The organism is Aeromonas sp. S41-2, from assembly GCF_027705845.1.
GTDB classification, from domain to species: domain Bacteria; phylum Pseudomonadota; class Gammaproteobacteria; order Enterobacterales; family Aeromonadaceae; genus Aeromonas; species Aeromonas hydrophila.
Genome location: NZ_JAPDCG010000005.1, coordinates 307,248 through 327,069, shown reverse-complemented (window position 1 = coordinate 327,069; position 19,822 = coordinate 307,248). Strand labels below are relative to the sequence as shown.

Sequence of the window (19,822 nt, the reverse complement as noted above, 5' to 3'; positions counted from 1 at the left end):
CGCCGGTACAGGCTGGGTTTAGCCTTGATGAATTAATATGCCCCCCGTTTTTTTCGGGAGGCATCATGTCTTTGTTATCTGGTTTTTCTTGTGCCGCCGCGCGGCTGCGTGTCCTGCAGGGCGTTCTGTTATCCAGCTTGTTTTGGGCGCTGGCCGCTCCCGCCATGGCTGATGATGAATTTCGGCTGGGCAAGACCATTCTGCTCGGGGTCGGCGATCATCCCGCCATCATTCCCATGCTCGCCTGCCGGCCGACCAAATCGATCATGGTCAAGGCAGGGCGGGAATTGACCCTGGAGCGGGTCAAGGTGTTTTATGGCAACGATCGCAGCAAGACCCTCTATTTCGACAAGGATCTGAAAGAGGATCAGGAGTCGGGGTGGAAATCCCTCGGCAGCCGGCTCTGCATCAAGCGGATCGAGGTGTACGGCAATTCGGAAGGGAGCAAGGCCGGGGTCAAGGTATACGGCCGCAAATAAATGTTGGACGGGGGTTCAAATCCCCCGTCCAGTCAGCCCTTATTTCTTCGGGCGGAACGGCTTGATGACGGTCTCGTCACACTCGAGATAGGGACCTTCCATTAAATCGATGCAGTAGGGGATGGCGGGGAAGACCGCATCCAGGCACTCGCGGATCGATTTGGGCTTGCCCGGCAGGTTGACGATGAGCGAGCTGCCGCGCAAGCCGGCGGTCTGGCGCGACAGGATGGCGGTCGGCACGAACTTGAGGGATTCGGCCCGCATCAGCTCGCCAAAGCCCGGCATCATGCGATCGCACACCGCCTCGGTGGCCTCCGGGGTGACGTCCCGCTTGGCCGGCCCGGTGCCGCCGGTGGTAACGATGAGGCTGCACTGCTCCTGGTCCGCCAGCCGGATCAGGGTCGCTTCGATCTGCTCCTGTTCATCGGGGATCACCTGATAGACGGGCTCCCACGCCGAGGTCAAATATGCGTTCAGCGTGTCGATGATGGCCTTGCCGGACAGGTCTTCGTAGATGCCTGCACTGGCGCGATCGCTGACGGTGACGATACCGATTCTTGCCTTGCTCATGGTCTGCTCTTGGTTGCTGCTATAAGTGGCAAATAAAATAACATAATCAGCAAGATATGTTAAACCAGCCGGATGGTGGCGCGAAGGCGAGCGTCAAATGGCAAACCATATTGGCAGCCTCCTTTCAATAAGACATAACATCGGCATATTGCCGTGCCAAAAATGTATAAACGAACCCGCCATCGATATTCAGGAATAATCGGTTGATCCATAACGAATAACCCGTCTGGGTTCCCGCCGCGCCGTCATCTTTTGGCGCAAGAGGAGGGGAAAGCAGGCCCGGCGGATTGAACCGCGGCGGGGTTCGGCTTATATAACTCCATATGCGATTGGTGAAAATATGAACCGATTGTTGTTGTTTGAGTATCACCATGCAGCGGCTGGCCGCGGGAGGGCATATGGAGTTGCCTGATTTTGATACCTTGAAACGGTTGGCGGTGGCGGAGCCCGAGCGGCTCGACGAGTTGCTGCAGCAGCAGATTGAGGGGCTGATCGACCGGGTCAGCCCGCAGCAGCAAATGCGTCTGCGCGGCCTGCAATTTCGCATCGACTGTCAGCGTCAGCTGGCCAAAAACAACCTGGACAGTTGCATCCGGATTGCCGCCATGATGCACGACTCCTTTTATTCTATGCGTTGTGAAATGGTTCATCTCAATGATCCTGATTATGCTGAACCATTGCTGGAATATAGGGAGAACAATGTCCTCTATTTCAGCAATTATTACCGCAAGAAAAAATAATATTATTCCCGAGTCATTATTGAAATATATCCCCGTTATTCTGCGCGGTTGCCGGGTGAGGCCGGCTGACCAACGTTGTATAGTTTGGCGTGATTTGTAATCCATTTGATGTATTTTTGTGTCGCCTTTTATTTTATTTGAGTTTGGTTATTGGCGTGATATGTGTAGATGTATGGCGCCGATTGTTAGGCTAATATGGCGAGACTTTTTTAATTTGCTACGACTCGAAGGGATTATGAGAAGTATTACACCAAGACGGGTGCTGTCGCGGGAGCAGCAGACGGAAATCACCCGCATTATCGTCAAGGTGGGCCAGATGCTGGCCCAGTTCGGCGCCGAGAGTCGCATCATCGAGCAGACCACGGTCCGGCTCGGCATGGCGCTCGGGCTGGAGAGCGTCGAGATGGCCATCTCCTCCAGCGCCATCGTGCTCACCAGCCTCTATCAGGGCAGTTGCGTCACCACCACCCGGCGGGTGCGCGAGCATGGCATCAACATGCAGGTGGTGTGCGAGATCCAGCGCATCTGCATCATGGCGGAGAAGGAGCTGATCGGCGCGCGGGAAGTGCGTCAGCGGCTCGATGCCATAGTGCCGTTTCACTATCACCCCTGGCTGGTGGTACCCATGGTGGGGCTCTCCTGCGGCGCCTTCAGCCTGCTGTTCGGCGGTGACTGGCCCATCTTCCTGGTGACCTGCTTCTCGGCCTCGGTCGCCATGCGGGTACGCCAGCTGATCGCCCGCCATCACCACAGCCCCCTCATCAACTTTGCCGCCACCGGTTTCATCGCCACCCTGCTCGCCTCCAGCGCCACCTTCTTCAACTGGGGGGCGCAGCCCTATCTCGCCATGGCGGCCAGCGTACTGCTGCTGGTGCCGGGCTTTCCGCTCATCAATGCGGTCTCCGACATGGTGAAGGGTTACTTCAACATGGGGCTGGCCCGCTGGGGCACGGCGACCCTGCTGACCATCAGTGCGGCGATAGGGATTATTCTCGCCATGTCGGTGACCGGCATCTGGGGGTGGAAGGTATGATGGATTTCATCTGGCTGCTGGCCAAGGATGCCTTCTGGTCGGCCATTCCGGCGGTGGGGTTTGCCATGCTGTTCAACGTGCCGCCACGGATGTTGAAGTACTGCGCCATGGGCGGCGCGCTGGCTCACAGCCTGCGCACCCTGCTGATCCATCAGGGCATGCCCATCGAGTGGGCCACCCTGGCGGCGGCGACCACGGTCGGCTTTGTCTGCGTCTACTGGTCGCGCCGGCTGCTGGCGCCGCGCCCGGTGTTCAGCGTCGCCTCCATCATCCCCATGATCCCGGGCAGCTATGCGTTCAAGGCGATGATCGCGGTGGTGGAGCTCAATATCTCCGGAGTGACCATGGAGCTTATCCAGAGCGCGGTGGAGAACGGCCTCAAGGCGTTGTTTATCGTGGGAGCTCTCAGTTTCGGTTTGGCGATCCCCTCTCTGGTCGTGTACCGTAACCGCCCCATTATCTGACCGACGGTTCGAGAGGTTGACCCCATGATGATTTCCATGATTGCCGCCATGGCCCACGATCGGGTGATAGGGCTGGACAACCAGATGCCCTGGCACCTGCCGGCGGATCTGGCCCACTTCAAGCGGGTGACCCTGGGCAAGCCGGTGCTGATGGGGCGCAAGACTTTTGAATCCATCGGGCGGCCGCTGCCTGGCCGCCGCAATCTGGTGATCAGCCGCAACCCCGACTACCGGGCCGACGGCGTGGAGGTCATCGATTCGGTGGAGGCGGCGCTGGCGCTGCTGGCTGGCAACGACGTGGCCGAGCTGATGGTGATCGGCGGCGGTCATCTCTACGGTCAGCTGCTGCCACGGGCCGACAGGCTCTATCTGACCCGTATCGATCTGGCGGTGGGGGGGGATACCCGCTTCCCGGCCTTTGACGAGGGCGACTGGTCGTGTATCGAGCGCGAGTCACATCAGCCCGACGAGAAGAATCCCCACTCCTACTGTTTCGAGACTTGGCAGCGGCGCTGACGGGCGACGTTACCGCTCTGGCAGATAAAAGGCCCCTTGTGCTGCACAAGGGGCCTTTTTGTTGCCCGTAGCTGCCTCGTTAGGGATGAATGGCGGCGTTGATCAGGGTATCGATTGACCTGCGCCCTCTCTGTTCTTTCCTAAAATGGAACTAAAAATTCATTAGCTGTCTAATTATTTTGTTGCCCTTGGCAGATACGCGCGATTCCTTCCTTGTCTGGCGCATCTTCTTGGCCTTTTACCGGCTTTCTTTCTCAATCGTTCAGGTGTTTAGATTGAATTTGTTTGCATTTCATGGCCTGATATAGAGTCTTGCACCATCTTTTGATGAATTTTTATGGTGTTAAATAATCCTTAAAAATCAAATAATTATGATTTTCTTTTTTTGTGCGGACTCTTTTGGTTCTTTTGTTTTGGCTGAAAATTACTTAGTGTTAAAAGTAATTGGCTCACGTTCGATGGTTTGCCAGGCAAGTCGTCGGCCAAGAAAAAAGGACAATATGACAGTCAAACTCGAGGTTAAATCACTCTACAAAATCTTCGGCGATCAGCCGGAAAAAGCGTTCAAATTGCTGGCGAAAGGGCATGACCGCGCCAGCATCCTGCAAAAAACCGGGCAGACCCTGGGGGTCCAGGATGTCAATCTGGCCATCGACGAAGGGGAGATCTTCGTGGTGATGGGCCTCTCCGGCTCGGGCAAGTCCACCCTGGTGCGTCTCTTCAACCGGCTGATCGAGCCGACCCGCGGCCAGGTGCTGATCGATGGCGAGGACATCGCCGCCATCTCCGACAGCGAGCTGCGTCAGGTACGCCGCAAGAAGATCAGTATGGTATTCCAGTCCTTCGCCCTGATGCCGCACCTGAGCGTGCTGGAAAACACCGCCTTCGGGCTGGAGCTGGCCGGTGTGCCGCTGGCGGAGCGCCAGCAGAGCGCCCGTCAGGCGCTCCATCAGGTGGGTTTGGGTCAGTGGATCGATGCTTTCCCCGATGCCCTCTCCGGCGGGATGAAGCAGCGGGTCGGCCTGGCCCGCGCGCTTGCCAACGACCCCGACATCCTGCTGATGGACGAGGCTTTCTCCGCGCTGGATCCGCTGATCCGCACCGAGATGCAGGACGAGCTGCTCAAGCTGCAGGCCAGCCAGCAGCGCACCATCGTCTTCATCTCCCACGATCTGGACGAGGCGATGCGCATCGGCGATCGCATCGCCATCATGCAGGACGGCCAGCTGGTGCAGGTCGGCACCCCGGACGAGATCCTCAACCAGCCCGCCAACGACTATGTGCGCGCCTTCTTTCGCGGGGTGGATCTGGCCAACGTGTTCAGCGCCCGCGACGTGGCCAGCCGCAAGCAGATGCCGCTCATCAAGAAGCACACCACCGACGGGCCGGGCAACGCCCTGCGCCAGCTCAAGGAGCAGGAGCGGGAGTTCGGTTATGTGGTGGATCGCCGGCGCCGCTTCATCGGGGTCGTCTCGGTGGAGTCGCTCGGTCAGGCGGTCAGGGCCAAAGGCAGCCTGGAGCAGGCGCTGCTGACAGACATCCAGCCCATTCTGGCGGACACCGCCCTCAACGAACTGATCAGCCAGGTGGCGGCCGCCCCCTGTCAGGTGCCCGTGGTCGAGGAGGATGGCACTTACCTGGGCCTCATCTCCAAGGCCAACCTGCTGAACACCCTGGACAGGAGTACCCCGGCATGAAGCGGATGAATCCCCATTTTTTACTGAGCGGGCTGCTGGCCCTGGTGCTGCTGGCGAGCCCCTCCCTGCGTGCCGATGAGGCTGCTGTCGACCCCTGGGGGGCCACTGCAGCCGCCACCGAGGTTGCCGATCCCTGGGGCAGTACCGACACTGAGGCTACCGACTGGCAGAACCAGATCGAGGCGGTCGACACCGCGGCCGCCGTCGACTGGCTGGATCCCTTCCAGCAGGCGCTGGTGCCGCTGGATAGCTGGGTCGAGGGCGGCATCGGCTGGCTGGTGGACAATCTGCGTCCCGTGTTTCAGCTGATCCGTGCGCCGGTGGAGCTGGCGCTGGGCGGCATGACCCATCTGCTGCAGACGGTGCCCTCCACCCTGATGATCGGCCTGCTGACCCTGATCGCCTGGCAACTGGTGAACGGTCGCATGGCGCTGGGAACCCTGTTCTCACTGGTGGTGGTGGGGCTGATCGGCGCCTGGTCAGATGCCATGGTGACCCTGTCGCTGGTGCTGACCTCGCTGTTCTTCTGTGTGCTGATAGGGCTGCCGGTCGGCATCCTGCTGGCGAGGAGCGAGCGACTGTCGCGCTGGACCCGGCCGCTGCTGGATGCGATGCAGACCACGCCGGCCTTCGTCTACCTCATCCCCATCGTCATGCTGTTCGGCATCGGCAACGTGCCCGGGGTGGTGGTGACCGTCATCTTCGCGCTGCCGCCGATGATCCGGCTGACCATGCTGGGCATTCGTCAGGTGCCCGCCGATCTGGTGGAGGCGGCCCACTCGTTCGGTGCCAGCCCCTCCCAGCTGCTGTTCAAGGTACAGCTGCCGCTCGCCATGCCCACCATCATGGCCGGGGTCAACCAGACCCTGATGCTGGCACTCTCCATGGTGGTGATCGCCTCCATGATCGCGGTGGGGGGCCTCGGCCAGATGGTGCTGCGCGGCATCGGCCGGCTCGACATGGGGCTCGCCTCCATCGGCGGCCTCGGCATCGTGCTGCTGGCCATCGTGCTCGACCGCCTGACCCAGGCGATGGGGCAGCCGGATCGCAGCCGTACCGGCCGCTGGTATCAGCGTGGCCCCGCCGCCCTGCTGCTGCGCCTGCTTGGCCGCGACAAGTCTATCGATTACAAAGGAGTAAATGCATGAGACTCATCACCAAGACGCTGACCCTGGGTTCCCTGCTGTTGAGCTCCCAACTGCTCGGCCCGCTCGCCATGGCCAGCACCGAGCTGCCGGGGGAGGGCGTGCGCGTCCAGCCTCTGCAGAGCTCGTTGCCGGAGGAGAGCTTTCAGACCCTGCTGGTGAGCAAGCTGATGGCACGCCTCGGTTACGACGTCCAGCCGGCCCAGGAGGTGGATTACAACGTGGCCTACGCCTCGGTGGCGCAGGGGGATGGCACCTTCCTCGCCTTCAACTGGATACCGCTGCAGGACGACAAGTATGAGCAGGCGGGGGGCGACAAGGTGTTCTTCCGCGAGGGCACCTATGTGGCCGGGGCCGCCCAGGGCTATCTCATCGACAAGCAGACCGCGACCCGCTACGGCATCACCAACCTGGGTCAGCTCAAGGATCCCAAGCTGGCGGCGCTGTTTGACGGCGATGGCGACGGCAAGGCCGATCTGGTGGGCTGCAACCCGGGCTGGGGCTGCGAAGAGGCGATCAACCGTCATCTGGCCGGGTTTGGCCTGACCCCGACCGTCACCCACAAGCAGGGCAACTACGCGGCACTGATCGCCGATACCCGTGCCCGTTACCAGGCCGGCAAGCCGGTGCTCTACTACACCTGGACCCCCTACTGGCTCAGCAGCGAGCTGGTGCCGGGCAAGGATGTGGTGTGGCTGGAGGTGCCCGCCGACGGCCCTGATGCAGCCAAGACCCGGCTGCCGAACGGCAAGAACTACGGCTTCCCGGTCAACACCATGCACATCGTCGCCAACAAGCAGTTCGCCGAGGCCAACCCGGCAGCCGCCAGGCTGTTCTCCATCGTCAAGCTGCCGCTTAATGACATCAACGTCCAGAACGGCCTGATGAACAAGGGGCAAAACAAGCCGGCGGACGTGGAGCGTCACGCCGACGCCTGGCTCAAGGGCCACGAGGCGCTGGTGAACGACTGGCTGACCCAGGCGCGCGCCGCCGCCAAGTAATGAGGGGTGGAATGCCACCCTTTTGCGAAAATTAAAACGCCCGGCAGTTGCCGGGCGTTTTTTATGGAGGCCGTGCGGGTGGACCCTCTGGCTCAGATGCCGGAGCCGTCGTTCTCGCCGTTCTCCTCGTGCAGGCCGCATTCGCGCTTGAGGCCGAAGAAGCGGGTCTGCTCCTCGCTCATGCCGGGCTCCCACTTGGTGGTGGTGTGCACGTCGCCCACCGACAGGTAGCCCTGCTCCCACAGCGGGTGGTAGGGCAGGTCGAACTCCTTGAAGTAGTAGAAGACGTCCTTGTTGCTCCAGTCGATCACCGGCAGGAACTTGAAGCGGCCGCGCTGGATGGCCAGCACCGGCAGCTTGCCCCGGCTGCCGGATTGCTCCCGGCGCAGGCCCGAGAACCAGGTGCGGGCACCCAGCTCGTTCAGGGCGCGGTCCATCGGCTCCACCTTGTTGAGCTGGTTGTAGCGGGTGATCCCCTCTACCCCCTGCTCCCACAGGAGGCCGAAGCGGGCCTCCTGCCAGGCCGGACTGAGCTCGGCCCGGTAGATTTTGAGGTTGAGGGCGAGGCGCTCGGTCAGCTCGTCGATGAAGCGGTAGGTCTCGGGGAAGAGATAACCGGTATCGGTCAGCACCACCGGCACGTCGGCACGCTCGCGGCTCACCAGGTGCAGCATCAGCGCCGCCTGGATGCCGAAGCTCGATGACAGCACGTGCTCTCCCGGCAGGTTGGCCTGCGCCCAGCGCACCCGCTCGGGGGCGCTGATGGCATCCAGCTGCCGGTTGAGGGGGGCCAGCGCCTCGACCTGCTCCTCGCGGCTCAAGGCCAGCAGGGCGTCGAGGTCGAGCCGGCCATCGGCGGTGCGCGCCAGCCGCTCTGTATCGGTCTGATCAGGCTGCATAGAAGTCCCTCGCGGAGTCGATGACCGGGGCTATGATGCCGGCGCGGATGACGAAGTCGCCGAAGCACTCGCCCGCGCTGCGATCCTTGGCCCAGCGACCGATCAGGGCATCCAGCTCGGCCAGGATCTGCGGCTCCGTGATGTTCTCCAGGTGCAGGCGCGGGATGCGGGTCCCCTCGAGGTTGCCACCCAGGTGCAGGTTGTAGCGTCCCGGCGCCTTGCCCACCAGACCCACCTCCGCCAGCATGGCGCGGCCGCAGCCGTTGGGGCAGCCGGTGACCCGGAAGATGATGGCGTCATCGGCCAGACCGTGTTTGGCCAGCAGCACTTCGATGTCGCTGACGAAGGCAGGCAGCATGCGTTCGGCCTCGGCCATCGCCAGCGGGCAGGTGGGCAGGGCGACGCAGGCCATGGACTGCTTGCGCTGCTCGCTCACGCCGTCATCCAGCAGGCCGTACTGGCGTGCCAGTGCTTCGATGCGGGCCTTCTCGCCGGCAGGTACGCCTGCGATGATCAGGTTCTGGTTGGCGGTGAGACGGAAATCCCCCTGGTGTACCTTGGCGATCTCCAGCATGCCGGTCTTGAGGGGCTTGCCCGGGAAGTCCAGCAGGCGGCCGTTCTCGATAAACAGGGTCAGGTGGTGCTTGCCGTCGATCCCCTCTACCCAGCCGAAGCGATCGCCACGGCTGGTGAACTCATAGGGACGTACCGGCCCGAACTCGATGCCGGCGCGGCTCTCTACCTCGGCCTTGAAGGCCTCGACGCCGACGCGCTCGAGTGTGTACTTGGTCTTGGCGTTCTTGCGGTTGACCCGGTTGCCCCAGTCGCGCTGGGTGCTGACCACGGCGGCCGCCACTTCCAGCACGTGGGAGAGCGGCACGAAGCCGAAATCGCTCGCCTTGCGCGGGTAGGTGCTGGTGTCGCCGTGGGTCATGGCCAGACCCCCGCCCACCAGCACGTTGAAGCCCACCAGCTTGCCGTGATCACTGATGGCTACGAAGTTGAGATCGTTGGCGTGGATGTCCACGTCGTTGTGGGGCGGGATCACCACCGTAGTCTTGAACTTGCGCGGCAGGTAGTTGGAACCCAGGATCGGCTCTTCGTCACCCCCCAGCTTCTCGCCGTCCAGCCAGATCTCCACGTAGGCGCGGGTCTTGGGCAGCAGGTGTTCGGAGATCTTCTTGGCCCACTCGTAGGCCTCCTGGTGCAGCTCGGATTCCACCGGGTTGCTGGTGCAGAGCACGTTGCGGTTCACGTCGCCGGCGGTGGCTATGCTGTCGATGCCGGTGCTGTTGAGGGTCTGGTGCATCATCTTGATGTCGCGCTTGAGCACCCCGTGGAACTGGAAGGTCTGGCGGGTGGTCAGGCGGATGCTGCCGTACAGACTGTGCTCCTCGGCGAACTTGTCGATCACCTGCCACTGGGCCGGGGTGATGATGCCGCCGGGCAGGCGGGCGCGCAGCATGACGTTGTGCAGCGGCTCCAGCTTCTGGGCGGTGCGCTCCGGGCGAATGTCGCGGTCATCCTGCTGATACATGCCGTGAAAGCGGATCAGCTGGAAGTTGTCGCCGTTGAAGCCACCGGTGAGCGGGTCTGTGAGATCCTGCGCTATGGTACCGCGCAGATGATCGCTCTCGCGTTTCAGACGTTCGTTGTCGGCCAGCGGTCCTTCCACCGGTCCCGGAATCAGTTGTTTGCTCATCAATAGACATCCCTTTGATAACGTTTGGCACGACGCAATTCGCTCAAATACTCTTCTGCTTCTTCACGGCTCTTGTGGCCATGTTCCGCAATCACATCCAGCAGGGCTTCCTGCACATCTTTCGCCATCTGGTTGGCATCGCCGCACACATAGAAGTGAGCGCCTGCTTCCAGCCACTGGTAGAGCTCCTGGCCCGCTTCCCGCAGGCGGTGCTGTACGTAGACCTTCTCGGCCTGATCCCGGCTGAAGGCCAGCGAGATCTTGCTGAGCAGCCCGCTCTTCACATAGCGCTGCCACTCCACCTGATAGAGGAAATCCTGGGTGAAGTGCGGGTTGCCGAAGAACAGCCAGTTGTTGCCTTCGGCCCCCTGGGCCTCGCGCTCCTGCAGGAAGGCGCGAAACGGGGCGATGCCGGTACCTGGGCCCACCATGATGACGGGGGTGTCGGGGTTTGACGGCAGGCGGAAGTTGTCGTTGTGCTCGACGAACACCCGCACCTCGGCATCTTCAGCCAGCCGATCCGCCAGGTAGGAGGAGGCGGCGCCGCTGCGCACAGTGCCGTCTTCCTGTGGGTAGCGCACCACGCCGACGGTCAGGTGCACCTCCTCTTCCACCTCGCTCTGGCTGGAGGCGATGGAGTAGAGGCGCGGGGTGAGCGGGCGCAGCAGGCCCAGCAGCTGTTCGGCTGTGAGCGCGGTCGGGAAGCGTTTCAGCACGTCCACCACCTGGGCAGAGGCCACCAGAGCATTGACCTGGGCCTTGTCGCCGGCCAGATCTTTCAGTGCTGCGTTGCCCGATATGTCAGCGAGCCCTGTGATAAAGCCGCCGTGCAAGCGGGTCAGCTCCAGCTCGCGGCTGAGTACTTCGCGCAGGCTGCCGCGGGCGGTGGCCTCGTCGCCGGAGAGACCGGCCAGCGCCAGTACCTCGTTCACCAGTGCGGGGGCGTTGTCAAACCAGATGCCGAGGGCATCGCCCGGCTGGTAGCGGATGCCGGACTCTTCAAGGCTGATCTCGATGTGGCGGATATCCTTGGTCGAGTCGCGGCCGGTGATCTTCTGATTGACCGAGAGTCTGGCCGGGAAGGGGTTCTCCTTGCTGTACTGGCTGTGGCCGACCGCCTGTTGTACCGCGCTGGCCACGCTGCTGCCGGCAGGGCCGGCGGAGAGGGTGGCGGCGATGGCATTGAGCGCCTGCTCGCCCCACGCCTTGGCGGCATCCTGATAATCCACGTCCAGGCTGGCGAGTTCATGCACCCGATCGGCGCCGGCCTTGGTCAGCAGGCTGTCAAAGTCCTTGCCGGTCTGGCAGAAAAATTCATAGGAGCTGTCACCCAGCCCCAGCACGGCGAACTTGAGCCCTTCCAGCTTGCCGACCTTGCCCTTCTTGAGCTGCTCGAACAGATCGACTGCGCTCTCCGGCGGTTCACCCTCCCCGTAAGTGCTCACTACCACCAGCAGGTGGGTCTCTTTCTTGAGCTGCTTGGGTTTGTAGTCCGCCATGGAGGTGAGGGTCACCGGCAGGCCACGGGCCTCGGCCTGCGCCTTGATGGCACTGGCCACGCCCTTGGCGTTGCCGGTCTGGGAGCCGTAGAGAATGGTCAGATTGCCGCTGGGGGCAGTGGCGGTTGCACCGGTCACGGCAGGCTGGCTGCCCGCCTGGGAGAGACCGTAGAGATAACCGCTGACCCAGGCCAGTTGCTGGGTATTGAGGGTCGATAGCGCCTGGCTCAGCTGTCGCTGCTGCTCGTCGGAGAGGGGAGTCAGGTTGGTCAGGGAGTCCTTCAATTGCATCACACACGTCTTCCATGGTCTGATTTTTGGTCAGGTTAAGGGGTGTGATGGATAACAACAAAGAATAAAAATGTCTTTTTTATTCTATTACTGCATTAAAACGGTGATGGAGAGGGTCGCAAGGCGACTCAGATCGACAGGGCTCTCATGGTATAAAGAGCAATGAATGAACCCGTATTACCCACACAGGAAGCGTGAATGTCGACCATCAGCTTGTTTCATGTCAATGCCTTCAGCCAGCACCCCTTTGGTGGCAACCCGGCGGTGGTGGCGCTGGGGCCGAGCCAGCCGGATGCCACCTTGCTGGCCATGGCGGCCGAGTTCAACCTGTCGGAGACCGCCTTTCTGGTGCCCCTTGGCCATGCCCGCTACCAGCTGCGCTGGTTCACTCCCGAGCTGGAAGTGGATCTCTGCGGCCACGGCACCCTGGCGGCGGCCCACATGTTGTGGCAGACGGGGGCGGTAGCAGAGGATGAGGTCATCCACTTCGAGACCCGCAGCGGCGAGCTGCTGGCCCGGCGCGAAGGGGAGTGGATCTGGCTCGATTTCCCGCGCATTGCTCCGGTGCCGCTCGTTCTGGATCCTGCCTATGCGGCTGCGGTCGGTTGCCAGCCGCTGCAAACCCTGGCGGCTGGCGCCAAGTTCTTGCTAGCGCTGGCCAGCGAGGAGGAGGTTCGTGCGCTGACTCCCGATTTTCACGCCCTGCGCGCGCTGCCCGGTCGCGGTCTGATGGTGACGGCGCTCTCGCGCGGCTCGGACCATGACTTCGTCTCCCGCTACTTCGCCCCCTGGGTCGGGGTTGAGGAGGATCCGGTGACCGGCTCCAACCACTGCGCCCTGGTGCCCTTCTGGGCCGAACGGCTCGGCAAACGGCAGCTGCGGGCCCGCCAGATCTCGGCTCGGGGCGGGGAGCTGCGGCTAGAACTGCAGGAGAATCGGGTGCTGATGGCCGGTCAGGCCGTCACCTTGTGGCAGGGGGAGTGGCTGCTGCCGGCCTCATAAGCGGCAAGCTGGTGGCATTGAAGATTCGTCACCGGTTTGTGCCTACCATAAAAAACGCCCCGCGGTTGCGGGGCGTTTTGATTGTCATGGACGGCAGCTGTGCTGCTGCGGCCCTGTTTCTTCGGCTCTTACTTTTGTGGACGAAGAGCCGGGAACAGGATGACGTCGCGGATGGTGTGGCTGTTGGTGAACAGCATCACCAGACGGTCGATACCGATACCCTGACCGGCAGTCGGCGGCAGACCGTGTTCCAGCGCGGTCACGAAGTCGGCGTCGTAGAACATGGCTTCGTCATCGCCTGCGGCTTTCTGGTCAACCTGAGCCTGGAAGCGTTCGGCCTGATCTTCCGCATCGTTCAGCTCGGAGAAGCCGTTGGCCAGCTCGCGGCCGCCGATGAAGAATTCGAAGCGGTCGGTGACGTCCGGGTTTTGGTCGTTGCGACGGGCCAGCGGAGAAACGGCGGCCGGGTACTCGGTGATGAAGGTCGGTTGCAGCAGCATGTGCTCCACGGTCTCTTCGAAGATCGCGGTGATCACGTGGCCCAGTTCCCAGCTCTTCATCAGCTCGATGTGCAGGCGCTTGGCGACGGCGGTGGCCTTCTCCAGGGTCGCCAGATCGTCACGGGTCACATCCGGGTTGTACTTCAGGATGGAGTCAACCATGGAGAGACGCTGGAACGGCTGACCGAAATCGATGGTCAGGCCCTCTTCGCCCTCTTTGGCGTAACGGATCTTGGTGTCGCCCAGGATGTCCTGCGCCAGGGTGCGCAGCATCTCTTCGGTGAGATCCATCAGATCGATGTAGTCGGCGTAGGCCATATAGAACTCGAGCATGGTGAACTCGGGGTTATGGCGAACGGAGATACCTTCGTTACGGAAGTTGCGGTTGATCTCGTAGACACGCTCGAAACCACCGACCACCAGACGCTTCAGGTAGAGTTCCGGAGCGATACGCAGGTACATGTCGATGTCCAGCGCATTGTGGTGGGTGATGAACGGACGGGCAGAAGCGCCACCCGGGATGACCTGCATCATGGGGGTTTCCACTTCCATGAAGCGCTTGTCGTTCAGGAACTTGCGGATACCGGCCACGACCTTGGTACGGGTCACGAAAGTCTTGCGGGACTCTTCGTTGGCGATCAGATCCAGATAACGCTGACGGCAGCGGGCTTCCTGATCGGTCAGACCTTTGTGCTTCTCGGGCAGCGGGCGCAGGGCCTTGGTCAGCAGGCGAATGTCGGAGACGTGAACGGAGAGTTCGCCTGTGTTGGTGCGGAACAGGGTACCTTCGACACCCACGATGTCGCCCAGATCCCACTTCTTGAACTGCTCGTTGTAGAAGCCTTCCGGCAGGTCGTCACGGGTGACGTAGACCTGGATCTTGCCAGCCATGTCCTGCAGGGTGGCGAAAGATGCCTTGCCCATGATCCGGCGGGTCATGATGCGACCGGCAATCTTCACCCGTTTACCCAGTGCGGCCAGTTCGTCGGCGCTCTTGTCACCAAACTCGGCGTGCAGATCGCCGGAGAGGCTGTCACGACGGAAGTCGTTGGGGAAGGGGTTGCCCTGGGCGCGCAAGGCGGCCAGCTTGGAACGACGCTCCTGCATCTCGTTGTTCAGATCGAGAGTTTGGTCGACTTCCGGAGTAGTGGTTTGTTCAGACATGGTGATTCCTGCTGTTCTGTTTTTTTACAGGCCTGATTTCAGGCTAGCTTCGATAAACTTGTCCAAGTCGCCGTCGAGTACCGCCTGGGTGTTGCGGGTTTCGACGCCGGTACGTAGATCCTTGATGCGCGCATCATCCAGCACATAGGAACGGATCTGGCTGCCCCAGCCGATATCGGACTTGGTCTCTTCGAGGGCTTGCTTCTCGGCATTCTGCTTCTGAATTTCCAGCTCGTAGAGCTTGGCCTTCAGCTGCTTCATACACTGATCTTTGTTTTTGTGCTGGGAACGATCGTTCTGGCACTGTACCACGACCCCAGTAGGAATGTGGGTAATACGTACCGCGGATTCGGTCCGGTTGACGTGCTGACCACCGGCGCCGGAGGCACGGTAGACGTCGATGCGCAGGTCGGCCGGGTTGATCTCGATGTCGATGTCATCGTCGATCTCGGGGTAGACGAACACCGAGCAGAACGAGGTGTGGCGACGGCCACCGGAATCGAACGGGGATTTGCGCACCAGGCGGTGGACGCCGGTCTCGGTACGCAGCCAGCCGAACGCATACTCACCGGTGAACTTGATGGTGGCGGACTTGATGCCGGCCACGTCGCCTTCGGAGCATTCGATGAGCTCGGGCTTGTAGCCGTGGGCATCACCCCAGCGCAGGTACATGCGCAGGACCATGTTGGCCCAATCCTGCGCTTCGGTACCACCGGAGCCGGACTGGATGTCGATGTAGCAGTCGGAGGGGTCGTGCTGACCGGAGAACATGCGGCGGAACTCGAGATCCACCAGCTTGGTTTCCAGCACGTCGGCTTCGGCCACGGCTTCGTTGAAGGTGTCTTCGTCTTCACCTTCCACGGCCAGCTCGACCAGCATGGCCACGTCATCGGCGCCCTGGGTCAGGGTGTCGATGGTGCCGACCACGTTTTCCAGCGCCACGCGCTCTTTGCCCAGCGCCTGTGCGCGCTCGGGTTCATTCCAGACGTCCGGCTGTTCCAGCTCGGCGTTGACCTCTTCTAGACGCTCTTTCTTGGCCTCATAGTCAAAGGTACCCCCTAAGCAGCTCGGTCCTCTCAGACAGCTCCTTAAGCTTGTTTAATACAGGATTGACTTCAAACATCGTGAAAACTCTCGGGGTCGATGTGATTTAAAAACGGGATATTCTAGCCAATTGTGGAAGGAATAAACAGGGTCGGCTGTCCTTGTGCCGGCCTCGTAGTCAATTTCTGGTGCAGTTTTCCCCAACTCGGTGGAAAATATCGCCCACCGGCCCATTTTCCGGTTTAGTTTTGCGCCGACGGGTCGTTAATAACTACGCAGTGCTGTGCACTTTTTGGGAAATCCTGTTCCTGACCTCATAAGAAGAACGCATGATGAAAAACCTATCACTCAAGCAGAAGATACTGTTGTCGGTGGTGATCGCCCTGTCGCTGGTGATCCTGCTGCTCTCCTGGCAGAGCTATACCAGCCAGAAGTCCCTGTTGCTGCAAGGCAGTCAGGAACAGGTACAACGCCTCGGCAGCCAGCAGGCGGCCAGTGTCAGTGACTGGCTCGCGGCCCGTCGCGATGTCATTCAGGCGCTTGGCAACAAGGCCGGTGCCGAACCCCTCAACGCCCTGCAACAGGCGCAAGTCTCCGGTCGCTTCCAGCTCACCTATTTTGGCGAGAGCGGCGGCAAGATGAACGACTCCGACCCTTCCATCAACCGTGACGGTTACGATCCCCGCTCCCGTGGCTGGTATCAGGAAGCGATGAGCAAGGGCGGCCTGATCGTGACCAAACCCTATCTGGATGTGGCCTACAACATCATGGTGGTGACCCTGGCCCAGCCGGCTCAGGGCGGCGTGGTCGGCGGCGACCTCTCCATCGCCTCGCTGGTGGAAGACGTCACCAAGATGAAGCTGCCGGCCGACGGTTTCGCCATCATGATGCACAAAGACGGCACCGTCATCGCCTACAAGGACGCCGCCAAGGCGATGAAACCGGCCACCGAGATCGACAACGATCTGACCAATGCCCTGATCGAGCAGAGCAAGACCAGCAACAGCCTGGTACCGGCCTACTTCGACAACGAAGGGCGTGACAAGCTGCTGTGGGCGGTGGACATCCCCGATACCGACTGGGAACTGGTGCTGGTGCTGGACAAGGAGACCCTGGAGGCGCCGCTCTCTTCCCTGCTGATGACCCAGCTCGGCCTGGCCCTGCTGGTGCTGGTGGGCAGCATCCTCGCCATCTCCTGGCTGGTCAGCATGCTGCTCGGCCCGCTCAGCAAGGTCTCCCAGGCCCTGGCGCGCATCGCCGACGGTAACGGCGATCTGACCCAGCGCATCAAGATCGACACCAACGACGAAGTGGGTCAGCTGGCCAACAGCTTCAACCGCTTCGTCGGCAGCCAGCACCAGCTGATCGGCAATATCCGCAAGCTGGCCAACGAGCTGAACGCCGATGCCGAGCGCAGTCTGGTGACCAACCAGGCCGCCGTGGACGAGCTGCAGCGTCAGCAGCAGGAGGTGACCATGGTCGCTACCGCCGTCACCGAGATGGCGAGCGCCACCATGGAGATCGCCGGCAACGCCGAGAACACCGCCGCTGCGGCCCAACAATCCGCCCAGAGCAGTGAGCAGGGCAAGATGCTGGTGAACCAGACCCGTCAGTCCATCAACGGTCTGGCCGAGGAAGTGGGGCAGGCGACCGAGGTGATCGGCGAGCTGAGCCGCCACGCCCAGGCCATCTCCGGCATCCTCTCCACCATTCAGGGCATCGCCGAGCAGACTAACCTGCTGGCGCTGAACGCGGCCATCGAAGCGGCCCGCGCCGGTGAACAGGGTCGCGGTTTCGCGGTGGTGGCGGACGAGGTGCGGGTGCTGTCACGCCGTACCCAGGACTCCACCCAGGAGATCCAGTCCACCATCGAGACCCTGCAGCAGACCACGGCCCGTGCGGTGAGCCTGATGCAGACCAGCCAGGGGCTGGCGGACAACAGCGTGAAAGACGCCGATGCCGCCGCCGCTGCGCTCGAAGAGATCACCCAGGCGGTGTCGCTCATCTCCGACATGGCGGGTCAGATCGCCACGGCCGCCGAGGAGCAGACCCAGGTGACCGGCGAGATCACCCAGAACACCACCGCCATCAAGGACGTGAGTGACGAGATCACCGCCGCCGCCATGCGCGATCTGGATCAGGCCGAGAGCCTCAAAGGCCGGGCCACCGACCTGAACCAGCAGGTCTCGACCTTTATCCTGTAAGTGTTTGAACGCGGCGAGCACGGCCGCCATGACAAAGCCCCGCCCTCTGCCGAGTGCGGGGCTTTTTGTTTATGTGACTCGCCGCGGGCAGCCATGAAGGGTGGGGGGGCGCCGCTCGCGAGCAGCAATGGCAGAGCCCACCAAGGGGTGGGCTCTGTTCATAGACGTCTGACGGGAACGGAATTACAGGAAGGGCAGTGCCAAGAACAGCTTGATCACCATGGCGTTGATGATGTCGATGAAGAAGGCGCCCACCATGGGCACCACCAGAAACGCCAGGTGGGAGGGGCCGAAGCGCTGGGTGATGGCCTGCATGTTGGCAATGGCGGTGGGGGTGGCCCCCAGACCAAAACCGCAGTGGCCTGCCGCCAGCACGGCTGCATCGTAGTTGCTGCCCATTACCCGGAAGGTGACGAAGATGGCGTAGAGCGCCATGGCCACGGTCTGGGCCGCCAGCAGGACGAAGATGGGCAGCGCCAGGTTGGCCAGATCCCACAGTCGCAGGCTCATCAGCGCCATCGCCAGGAACAGCGACAGGCTGACGTTGCCGAGCAGGGAGACTTCGCGGTCGCTCACCTCATGCCAGTTCAGCAGGGTCAGCACGTTGCGCAGCAGCACGCCGACGAACAGCACGCAGACGAACACCGGCAGCTCGAAGGCGCCGCCCTTGAGGTAGGCAGAGAGTATCTCGCCCCCCTTCAGGCTGATGGCGATCAGCGCCAGGGTCTCGATCAGGCTGAAGGTGGTAAGCGGGCGCTCCATGTCCGGCATCTCGAAGCCTTGCGGTGCGTCATCCCGGTTGTGCTCCTCGCCGGGTACTTTCACCTTTTTCACCAGATAGCGGGCGACCGGGCCGCCGATGAGGCCGCCCAGCACCAGGCCGAAGGTGGCACAGGCGATGGCCAGTTCGGCGGCGGATTGCACCCCGTACTTCTCGGTGAAGGTGGCGCCCCAGGCCGCCCCGGTGCCGTGGCCGCCGGAGAGGGTGATGGAGCCGGCCAGCAGCCCCATGTGGGGATCCAGACCGAGCAGGGTCGCCAGACCCACGCCCAGGCTGTTCTGCACCAGCAGCAGACCGGTGACCACCAGCAGGAAGGTGAGCACCGCCTTGCCGCCGCGCTTGAGGCTGGCGAGATCGGCGGAGAGACCGATGGAGGCGAAGAACGCCAGCATCAGCGGGGTTTGCAGGCTGGTATCGAACTGCAGCTCCATCTGCAGGGTGGAGCGCAGCAGCAGCAGCACCAGGGCGACCACCAGGCCGCCGGCAACCGGTTTGGGGATGTTGAAGGTTCGCAGCAGCCCGACTCGGGTCACCAGCAAACGACCGAGCAGCAACACCAGGGTGGCTGCGACCAGGGTGGCGTAGGAATCAAGTTGTAGCATTCAGTACTCCCATGTTGATTGGCTGTGTCTTTCGTTGATGCAGACTCACAGATTCAGCCGGGATAAAAACAGTGTGGCTCAGGTGCCAACAAAGAAGGGGCAACATGCCCCCGCCCCACGTAAAAATGGGACCGGTGCGGGCCTGAACGGATCAGGCTTCCAGATGAGATTTATGAAAAATCGAGCGGATAGTAGCAAAAAGCACCACTTATATCCACATTTGTCAGATAAATGGTCACTCTTGATGTATCTTGTGACATTTAACACTATTGGGTTAGTCGCCGTTTAATACCGGCCGCAGGCCATTTCCAGGCTGTCATCTGGGGCGCCAGTCCCTATAATTCGGCGGTTTTTGGCCCGCCGGACGGCACTGGTGGGATGTGAGCCGGCGGCCCGGCGCGCTATTATGGGCGGGCTTTCGGCCCATGGCGAATACGGCGGGCAGTCGATGCCGCCGTTTCGCCCCAGGTGAGCCACGATTCGCGGGTG

17 protein-coding genes are annotated in these 19,822 nt (G+C 61.8%); 10 read left to right on the top strand and 7 right to left on the bottom strand.

Annotation, left to right across the window (positions count from 1 at the left end):
- Nucleotides 1-65 precede the first annotated feature (65 nt).
- Nucleotides 66-479 (top strand): DUF2541 family protein, encoded by a 414-nt coding sequence (locus tag OKC44_RS14315; protein WP_270813572.1) that lies wholly within the window; start codon nt 66-68, stop codon nt 477-479.
- 39 nt (nt 480-518) lie between these two features.
- Here OKC44_RS14315 and mog read toward each other — a convergent pair whose 3' ends face one another.
- A complete protein-coding gene (gene mog / locus OKC44_RS14310; protein ID WP_016351777.1) occupies nt 519-1,049 on the bottom strand; it encodes a molybdopterin adenylyltransferase in 531 nt (176 codons plus the stop codon).
- A gap of 398 nt (nt 1,050-1,447) precedes the next feature.
- Between mog and OKC44_RS14305 the strand changes: the two genes are divergently transcribed.
- From OKC44_RS14305 to proX, 7 genes are all read left to right on the top strand, one after another.
- Nucleotides 1,448-1,789, top strand: a complete 342-nt coding sequence (locus OKC44_RS14305; RefSeq protein WP_101617679.1) for a DUF3135 domain-containing protein — start codon at nt 1,448-1,450, stop codon at nt 1,787-1,789.
- 235 nt (nt 1,790-2,024) lie between these two features.
- Nucleotides 2,025-2,822 (top strand): threonine/serine exporter family protein, encoded by a 798-nt coding sequence (locus OKC44_RS14300; RefSeq protein WP_011707144.1) that lies wholly within the window; start codon nt 2,025-2,027, stop codon nt 2,820-2,822.
- Nucleotides 2,819-3,286: a threonine/serine exporter family protein gene (locus tag OKC44_RS14295; RefSeq protein ID WP_011707143.1), complete on the top strand. Its 468-nt coding sequence runs from the start codon at nt 2,819-2,821 to the stop codon at nt 3,284-3,286. The genes OKC44_RS14300 and OKC44_RS14295 overlap by 4 nt, the downstream gene beginning before the upstream one ends.
- A 24-nt stretch (nt 3,287-3,310) precedes the next feature.
- Nucleotides 3,311-3,802, top strand: a complete 492-nt coding sequence (gene folA, locus OKC44_RS14290; protein ID WP_270813568.1) for a type 3 dihydrofolate reductase — start codon at nt 3,311-3,313, stop codon at nt 3,800-3,802.
- A 500-nt stretch (nt 3,803-4,302) separates the two neighbouring features.
- Nucleotides 4,303-5,499, top strand: coding sequence for a glycine betaine/L-proline ABC transporter ATP-binding protein ProV (proV, locus tag OKC44_RS14285; RefSeq protein WP_049048238.1), 1,197 nt, complete (start codon nt 4,303-4,305; stop codon nt 5,497-5,499).
- Nucleotides 5,496-6,647 (top strand): glycine betaine/L-proline ABC transporter permease ProW, encoded by a 1,152-nt coding sequence (gene proW / locus OKC44_RS14280; protein ID WP_270813566.1) that lies wholly within the window; start codon nt 5,496-5,498, stop codon nt 6,645-6,647. Before proV ends, proW begins: the two co-directional genes overlap by 4 nt.
- The gene (gene proX / locus OKC44_RS14275; RefSeq protein WP_270813564.1) at nt 6,644-7,645 is read left to right on the top strand and encodes a glycine betaine/L-proline ABC transporter substrate-binding protein ProX; all 1,002 of its coding nucleotides are present in this window, start codon (nt 6,644-6,646) and stop codon (nt 7,643-7,645) included. Before proW ends, proX begins: the two co-directional genes overlap by 4 nt.
- A 92-nt stretch (nt 7,646-7,737) precedes the next feature.
- Here the strand turns inward: proX and OKC44_RS14270 are convergent, their stop codons facing one another.
- The 3 genes from OKC44_RS14270 to OKC44_RS14260 are packed head-to-tail and all read right to left on the bottom strand — an operon-like array spanning nt 7,738 to nt 12,036.
- Complete coding sequence (locus OKC44_RS14270) at nt 7,738-8,544, bottom strand: phosphoadenylyl-sulfate reductase (RefSeq protein ID WP_270813562.1); 807 nt, start codon at nt 8,542-8,544, stop codon at nt 7,738-7,740.
- Nucleotides 8,534-10,246: an assimilatory sulfite reductase (NADPH) hemoprotein subunit gene (gene cysI / locus OKC44_RS14265; RefSeq protein WP_270813560.1), complete on the bottom strand. Its 1,713-nt coding sequence runs from the start codon at nt 10,244-10,246 to the stop codon at nt 8,534-8,536. The genes OKC44_RS14270 and cysI overlap by 11 nt, the downstream gene beginning before the upstream one ends.
- Complete coding sequence (locus OKC44_RS14260) at nt 10,246-12,036, bottom strand: assimilatory sulfite reductase (NADPH) flavoprotein subunit (RefSeq protein WP_270813653.1); 1,791 nt, start codon at nt 12,034-12,036, stop codon at nt 10,246-10,248. The genes cysI and OKC44_RS14260 overlap by 1 nt, the downstream gene beginning before the upstream one ends.
- Nucleotides 12,037-12,234: 198 nt before the next feature.
- Here OKC44_RS14260 and OKC44_RS14255 point away from each other — a divergent pair, with 198 nt between their 5' ends.
- Nucleotides 12,235-13,038 (top strand): PhzF family phenazine biosynthesis protein, encoded by an 804-nt coding sequence (locus OKC44_RS14255; RefSeq protein ID WP_270813559.1) that lies wholly within the window; start codon nt 12,235-12,237, stop codon nt 13,036-13,038.
- Nucleotides 13,039-13,166: 128 nt separating this feature from the next.
- Here OKC44_RS14255 and lysS read toward each other — a convergent pair whose 3' ends face one another.
- Together lysS and prfB are read right to left on the bottom strand one after the other, a co-directional pair.
- Complete coding sequence (lysS, locus tag OKC44_RS14250) at nt 13,167-14,702, bottom strand: lysine--tRNA ligase (RefSeq protein WP_011707134.1); 1,536 nt, start codon at nt 14,700-14,702, stop codon at nt 13,167-13,169.
- A 24-nt stretch (nt 14,703-14,726) separates the two neighbouring features.
- Nucleotides 14,727-15,825 (bottom strand): peptide chain release factor 2 gene (gene prfB, locus OKC44_RS14245; protein ID WP_270813558.1). Its coding sequence is split into 2 segments (ribosomal slippage): nt 14,727-15,749 and nt 15,751-15,825, totalling 1,098 coding nucleotides; the frame shifts between segments, so codons are not numbered across the junction.
- Between the two features lie 253 nt (nt 15,826-16,078).
- On the opposite strand from prfB, the gene OKC44_RS14240 reads away from it, so the two are divergent.
- Complete coding sequence (locus OKC44_RS14240) at nt 16,079-17,950, top strand: methyl-accepting chemotaxis protein (protein ID WP_011707132.1); 1,872 nt, start codon at nt 16,079-16,081, stop codon at nt 17,948-17,950.
- Between the two features lie 183 nt (nt 17,951-18,133).
- Here the strand turns inward: OKC44_RS14240 and gltS are convergent, their stop codons facing one another.
- Nucleotides 18,134-19,333: a sodium/glutamate symporter gene (gene gltS, locus OKC44_RS14235; protein WP_226031423.1), complete on the bottom strand. Its 1,200-nt coding sequence runs from the start codon at nt 19,331-19,333 to the stop codon at nt 18,134-18,136.
- Nucleotides 19,334-19,822: the final 489 nt, after the last annotated feature.